The organism is Thauera sp. 28 (genome assembly GCF_000310145.2).
GTDB classification, from domain to species: Bacteria; Pseudomonadota; Gammaproteobacteria; order Burkholderiales; family Rhodocyclaceae; genus Thauera; species Thauera mechernichensis.
Map to the genome: position 1 here is coordinate 46144 of NZ_AMXA01000027.1, position 6709 is coordinate 52852.

The 6709-nt window shown below is 68.9% G+C and carries 5 protein-coding genes; 4 read left to right on the top strand and 1 reads right to left on the bottom strand.

The genetic code is table 11. From position 1 onward, the window contains the following. The first annotated feature begins 112 nt into the window (after positions 1-112). Genes C662_RS15685 through modC form a run of 4 tightly spaced genes read left to right on the top strand, consistent with a single transcriptional unit; the run spans position 113 to position 4993 of the window. Positions 113-2311 (top strand): OsmC domain/YcaO domain-containing protein, encoded by a 2199-nt coding sequence (locus C662_RS15685; RefSeq protein ID WP_002931225.1) that lies wholly within the window; start codon positions 113-115, stop codon positions 2309-2311. Then, a complete protein-coding gene (gene modA, locus C662_RS15690) occupies positions 2308-3069 on the top strand; it encodes a molybdate ABC transporter substrate-binding protein (RefSeq protein ID WP_002931226.1) in 762 nt (253 codons plus the stop codon). The genes C662_RS15685 and modA overlap by 4 nt, the downstream gene beginning before the upstream one ends. An 18-nt stretch (positions 3070-3087) precedes the next feature. Further along, positions 3088-3777 (top strand): molybdate ABC transporter permease subunit, encoded by a 690-nt coding sequence (modB, locus tag C662_RS15695; RefSeq protein WP_002931227.1) that lies wholly within the window; start codon positions 3088-3090, stop codon positions 3775-3777. 1 nt (position 3778) lies between these two features. Continuing rightward, positions 3779-4993 (top strand): molybdenum ABC transporter ATP-binding protein, encoded by a 1215-nt coding sequence (gene modC, locus C662_RS15700; RefSeq protein WP_232433294.1) that lies wholly within the window; start codon positions 3779-3781, stop codon positions 4991-4993. 7 nt (positions 4994-5000) lie between these two features. On the opposite strand, the gene recD is transcribed toward modC, so the two are convergent. Continuing rightward, positions 5001-6709, bottom strand: a 1709-nt coding sequence (gene recD, locus C662_RS15705; protein ID WP_037984827.1) for an exodeoxyribonuclease V subunit alpha, incomplete at its 5' end; no start/stop codon positions are given.

A 6709-nucleotide genomic window follows, 5' to 3' on the forward strand; every position in this document is an offset into this window, starting at 1 on the left:
AGCCCATCGAGCAGGCCACCTCGGTCCCGACGCGCTCCCGCAGTCCCTATCCCGGGGAAACCCGCGATAATGACGGCCATTTCGTTTTTGCGCGCCGCTGCAGGGCTCCCCCATGGAAATCAAGGTCAACTTTCTCGACAAGCTCCGCCTGGAGGCCAGGTTCGACGACTTCACGGTCATCGCCGACCAGCCGATCCGCTACAAGGGCGACGGCTCGGCGCCCGGCCCCTTCGACTACTTCCTGGCGTCGTCAGCCTTGTGTGCGGCCTACTTCGTGAAGCTGTACTGCGAGACGCGCAACATCCCCACCGACAACATCCGCCTGTCGCAGAACAACATCGTCGATCCGGAAAACCGCTACAAGCAGATCTTCAAGATCCTCGTCGAACTGCCCGAGGACATCTCCGCCGCCGACCGCCAGGGCATCCTGCGCTCGATCGAGCGCTGCACCGTCAAGCGGGTGGTACAGACCGGGCCGGAGTTCGTGATCGAGGAGGTGGCGAACCTGGACGCCGATGCCCAGGCCCTGCTGACGCTGAAGCCGGATGCGGACGCCCACACCTACATCCTCGGCAAGGACCTGCCGCTCGAGCAGACCATCGCCAACATGTCGAAGGTGCTGGCGGACCTGGGCATCAGGATCGAGATCGCGTCGTGGCGCAATCTGGTGCCCAACGTGTGGTCGCTGCACATCCGCGACGCGCACTCGCCAATGTGCTTCACCAATGGCAAGGGCGCGACCAAGGAAAGCGCGCTCGCCTCGGCGCTGGGCGAATACATCGAGCGGCTCAACTTCAACCACTTCTACAACGATCAGTTCTGGGGCGAAGACATCGCCAATGCGGCCTTCGTGCATTACCCGAACGAGCGCTGGTTCAAGCCCGGCCGCAGGGACGCGCTGCCGGCCGGCCTGCTCGACGACTATTGCCGGGCGATCTACGACCCCGAAGGCGAACTGCGCGCCTCGCACCTTTACGACACCAACTCGGGCAACATCGAGCGCGGCATCTGCGCCCTGCCCTATGTCCGCCAGTCCGACGGCGAAGTGGTGTATTTCCCCACCAATCTCACCGACAACCTCTTCCTCAGCAATGGCATGAGCGCCGGCAACACGCTTGCCGAGGCGCAGGTGCAGTGCCTGTCGGAGATCTTCGAGCGCGCAGTGAAGCGCGAGATCATCGAGCGCGAGATCGCGCTGCCCGACGTGCCGGCGGAAGTATTGGCCAAGTACCCTGGGATCATGGCCGGCATCGAGGAGCTGGAGCGGCAGGGCTTTCCCGTGCTGGTGAAGGATGCATCGCTGGGCGGGGTCTATCCGGTGATGTGCGTGACCCTGATGAACCCGCGCACGAGTGGCGTGTTCGCCTCGTTCGGCGCCCACCCGAGCCTGGAGGTAGCGCTCGAGCGCTGTCTGACCGAACTGCTGCAGGGGCGCAGCTTCGAAGGCCTCAACGACCTGCCCCCGCCCACCTTCGAAACCGCTGCAGTCACCGAGCCGCACAACTTCGTCGAGCACTTCATCGACTCCAGTGGCGTGGTGTCGTGGCGCTTCTTCAGCGCCAGGGCCGAGCACGACTTCGTCGAGTGGGACTTCTCAGGCCATGGGGAGAATTCCAACGCCGACGAGGCCGCGACCCTGTTCGGTATCCTCGCGGACCTGGGCAAGGAGGCGTACATGGCGGTGCACGACCAGCTCGGCGCCATCGCCTGCCGCATCCTCGTGCCGGGCTATTCCGAGGTCTATCCGGTGGAAGACCTGATCTGGGACAACACCAACAAGGCGCTGCGCTTCCGCGCCGACATCCTGAACCTGCACCGCCTCGACGACGACGCGCTCGAAGCCTTGCTCGAACGCCTGGAAGAGAGCGAACTCGACGACTATACCGACATCATCACGCTGATCGGCATCGAGTTCGACGAGAACACGGTGTGGGGGCAGCTGACGATTGTGGAGCTGAAACTGCTGATCCACCTCGCCCTGCAGCAGTTCGACGAGGCGAAGGAGTGCGTCGAGGCCTTGCTGCAGTACAACGAGAACACGGTCGATCGCGTGCTGTTCTACCGCGCCCTCGACGTGGTGCTGGAGGTGGTGCTGGACGACGAACTGGAACTGGACGACTACGTGGCCAATTTCCGCCGCATGTTCGGCAACGCACGCATGGATGCGGTGCTGGGCTCGGTGGATGGTAGCGTGCGCTTCCACGGCCTGACGCCGACGAGCATGAAGCTCGAAGGGCTCGACCGCCACCAGCGCCTGATCGACAGCTACCGCAAGCTGCACGCGGCGCGCGCCGCGGTGGCGGCAGCATGAAGTGGCTCCGGAGTCTGTTGGTCGTGCTCGTCATGCTGGCGAGCACGGGCGTGGCACAGGCGGAAAAGTTCACCATTGCCGCGGCATCCGACCTGCGCTTTGCGCTCGACGACATCATCGCACTCTATCGCCAGGCCCATCCTGCGCATCAGGTCGAAGTGATCTACGGCTCGTCGGGCAAGATGAGCACGCAGATCATCAACGGCGCGCCCTTCGACATCTTCTTCTCCGCCGACATCGCCTTCCCCCAGCGCCTGCACGCGCAGGGTTTCACCGCGACCGAACCAGCGGTCTATGCGCTCGGTCGCATCGTGCTGTGGAGCAACACCGTGGACGCCTCGGCGCTGACCCTGGCCGACCTGCCCACCCACCCCCGCATCCGCCGCATCGCCATCGCCCAGCCCGCCCATGCACCCTACGGGCAGCGTGCCCAGGAAGCGCTGCAGGCAGCCGGCGTGTGGGAGGCGGTGCAGGGCAAGCTGGTGTTCGGCGAGAACATCGCGCACACCGCGCAGATGGTGGAGTCGGGCGCCGCCGAGGTGGGCATCATCGCCTTATCTTTGGCAAGATTTCCCGCGTTGGCCGAGCACCGCCACCACCTGATCGACGATGCCTTGCATGCACCGCTCACCCAGGGCTATGTGGTCACCACCCGCGGCGCGCGCAAGCCGGCGGTGACGGACTTCGCCGACTTCATGGAGACCGACGCTGCACACGCCATCATGGAACGCTACGGCTTCGTGATGCCCGGACGCTGAACCTTTCCCTCCCGCCCCATGCTCGGACTCGGCCCCCAGGACTGGCAGGCAATCGAAGTCACCTTCAAGCTCTGCCTGTACACCACCCTCATCCTGCTCGTCATCGCCACGCCGCTCGCCTGGTGGCTGGCGGCCGGGCGCTCCAACCTGCGCACCGCAGTACAGGCGGTGGTTGCGCTGCCGCTGGTGCTGCCGCCCACCGTGCTCGGCTTCTACCTGCTGGTCGCGCTCGGCCCGCGCGGTTTCGTGGGCAGCACGCTGGAAGACCTCGGCCTGACGCACCTGGCTTTCTCCTTCGAGGGCATCCTGCTGGCCTCGGTGCTGTACTCGATGCCCTTCGCCGTGCAACCCCTGCACGAGGCCTTCAGCCAGCTGGGCCGTCGCCCCGTGGAGGTGGCCAGCGCGCTGGGCGCGAACGCGGTGGACCGCTTCCTGACCGTGGTGTTGCCACTGACCCGCGGCGGTTTCGTGGTCGCCTTCACACTCACCTTCGCCCACACGCTGGGCGAATTCGGCGTGATCCTGATGCTGGGCGGCAGCATCCCGGGCGAGACCAAGGTATTGTCGGTGCTGATCTACGACCACGCCGAAGCGCTCAACTACGACGCCGCGCATCGGCTGTCACTCGGCTTGCTGGTGTTCTCCTTCCTGACCCTGTTCGTGGTGTATGCCATCAACCGCAGGTTCCGCGTCGCCAGGGTGGGCTGAGATGAGCACCACCTCACCTGCTCCCGCCGCTGCCCCCGCCAACGCCCCTGCAGAAGCCCCCTGCACGCAGCCGGCGTCGGCCATGCTGTCCGTGCGCGCCCTGCTGCAGCGCACCGGACTCACCCTCGATGTCGACGCCGCACTGCCGCTTGCCGGCGTCACCGCACTGTTCGGGCGCTCCGGCTGTGGCAAGACCAGCTTGCTGCGCGTGATCGCCGGACTCGACCGCGCCGCAGGCGCCGAAGTGCGCTTTGGCGACGCGCTCTGGCAGTACGGGCGCCACTTCGTGCCGCTGCACCGCCGCCGCATCGGGCTGGTGTTCCAGGAGCACAGCCTGCTCCCCCACCTGGGCGTGCGCGACAACCTGCTCTACGGCTATCGGCGCACCCCGCCCGCCGAACGCCGCCTGCACCTGCAGGAGGTGGTGGACATGCTGGAGATCGGCGAGCTGCTCGATCGCAGCATCGACAGGCTCTCGGGCGGCCAGCGCCAGCGCGTGTCGCTGGGACGCGCGCTGCTCACCAGCCCGCGCCTGATGCTGCTCGACGAACCGCTGTCAGCCCTGGATACGGCGACCAAGCGCGAGATCATGCCCTTCCTGTCGCGGCTGGCGGCCGAGGCCGGCATGCCGATCGTGATGGTCAGCCATGCCCCCGACGAGGTCGAGCGCCTCGCCGACCGCGTAGTGTTCATGCACGCCGGCCGCATCGAGCGCATCGAAACCCTGCGCCAGGCCCTCGCACGCGCCGACTCGCCGCTGTTCGCCGACGCGGGCGCGGTATCGGTGCTCGAAGGTCTGCCCGGCGCAGCCGGCGCCCACGGCCTGCGCGCCTTCGGCCCCGAGGACGCGCGCCTGTGGTTGTCGGCGAGCGCTGCGGTAGCCGGCGAGGGACAGGCGGACGAAGCCTTCTCGGACCAGCCGCCGGCGGCCGGTACGGCCGCGCCGTCGCCGCGCAGATTGCAGCGCCTGCGCATCCTGGCACGCGACGTCAGCCTGGCCCTCGACGACCCCACCCGCATCAGCATCCAGAACCACCTGCGCGTCACCATCGAGCGCATCGACACCCATGCACCGGGTCGGGCACTGGTCTCCTGCCGCATGGCCGATGGCCAGCTGCTGCTTGCCGAAGTCACACCGTGGTCGGTCGCGCAGCTCGGCCTCGCGCCGGGGCAGCAGGTCTATGCGCTGATCAAGTCGGTGGCGCTGCTGGGCTGAATCGCCTTCAGCGCCCCTCCAGCCGCGCGCGCAGTCCCGAGCTGCGCTGCGTCGGCCGCGCACAGGCGTCGATGAACACCGCGCCCGGCCCGGCCAGCGTGACCCGGCGCGCGGCGCGGGTGACGCCGGTGTACAGCAGCTCGCGACTGAGCACGCGGACCGACTGCGCGGGCAGCACCATCAGCACCTCGTCGAACTCCGAGCCCTGGCTCTTGTGCACCGTAAGCGCGAAGGCGAGCGCGTGCTCGGGCAGGCGCAAGGGCGCGACGCGGCGGTAGCTGCCATCGGCCTGGGGGAAATGCACTGCGAGCTCGCCGCTGTCGTCCGCCAGACACAGGCCGACATCGCCGTTGTAGAGCCCGAGCAGGTAGTCGTTGCGCAGCACGATCACCGGGCGGCCGGCATACCAGGGCGAGGCGGCACCGGCCTCGGGCGGCAGGCCGAGCGCTGCGCGCAGGCGGCGTTCGAGGTGCGCATTGAGCGCTGCCAGGCCGCGCCCGCCCGCATGCACGGCGACCAGCACGCGGAAGCGGTCGAAGGCGGCAAACACGGCTTCGGGTGCGCCGCCCTTCACGCCCAACGCCCCGACAGCGGCAAAAAAGGCGGCATAGCCGGCCTCGATCGCGGCCACGGTCTGCGCGGCCGGGGGCTCATCTTCATCCTCGATCCAGCGCGCATCGGCGTCGGCGGCGGCACGCAGCCATTCGAGCGCCCCCTCGCCGCGGCCGGCACGAATGTCGGCAGCGAGGCGGCCGATGCCCGAGTCGGCGCGAAAGCGATGGCTCTCGGTGAGCCACACCACACAATCCTGCAGCGGGGCAGCCGGCGCCGGAGCCTCTTCGGCCAGCGCCAAACCAAGCGCTGCGCAACGCGCGCGCAGGCCGGCCCCGAACACCTGCTGTGCCGACAGGTCGGCAAACACCGCGCCCGCCTCCACCGCGGCGAGCTGGTCCTTGTCGCCGAGCAGCACCAGGCGCGCCCCCGCGGGCAGGGCGTCTACCAGGCGGGCGGCAAGGGCGAGGTCGAGCATCGAGGCCTCGTCCACCACCAGCACGTCGAGTGCGAGCGGGTTGCCAGCGTGGTGGCGGAAGCGGCCAGGCTCGGGGGTGACACCGAGCAGGCGGTGAACCGTGTAGGCCTCGCCCGGCAGCAAGGCGCGCAGGTGGGGCGGCAGCGCATCCGCGCGCCGGCGCAAGGCCTCGAGCATGCGCGCCGCGGCCTTGCCGGTGGGCGCAGCGAGCGCGATGCGCAGCGCCGGGTCGGTGTCGAGCAGGCAGGCCAGCAGGGCGGCGACGGTGGTGGTCTTGCCGGTGCCGGGGCCGCCGCTCACGACGGTGAGCCGGCTGCCAAGGGCAAGCGCCACGGCCAGCTTCTGCTGGTCGGGGCGGCCGTCGGCGCGCGGCGGGAAGAGGCTGTCGAGCAGCGTACGGTCCACCACCGCCGCCGATGGCGCAGCGGCACGGGCGCGCAGTGCGGCAGCGAGCGCGCGCTCCTGGTCGAAGTGGCGGCGCAGGTAGAGGCGGCCGTCGGCGTCGAGCACCAGCGGGTGCGCCGACGCCCCCGTGCGCGCTACCTGCGCCTCTGCCACCACGCCGCTGTCGAGCAATGCCGCACGCAGGCTGGGCAGGTCGTCCGCCGCGGCCGGCGGGGCCGGTGAGGCGCCAAGCGCCGCCAGCGGCACGCAGACGTGGCCGGCGGCCGTGGCGCGCGCCAACG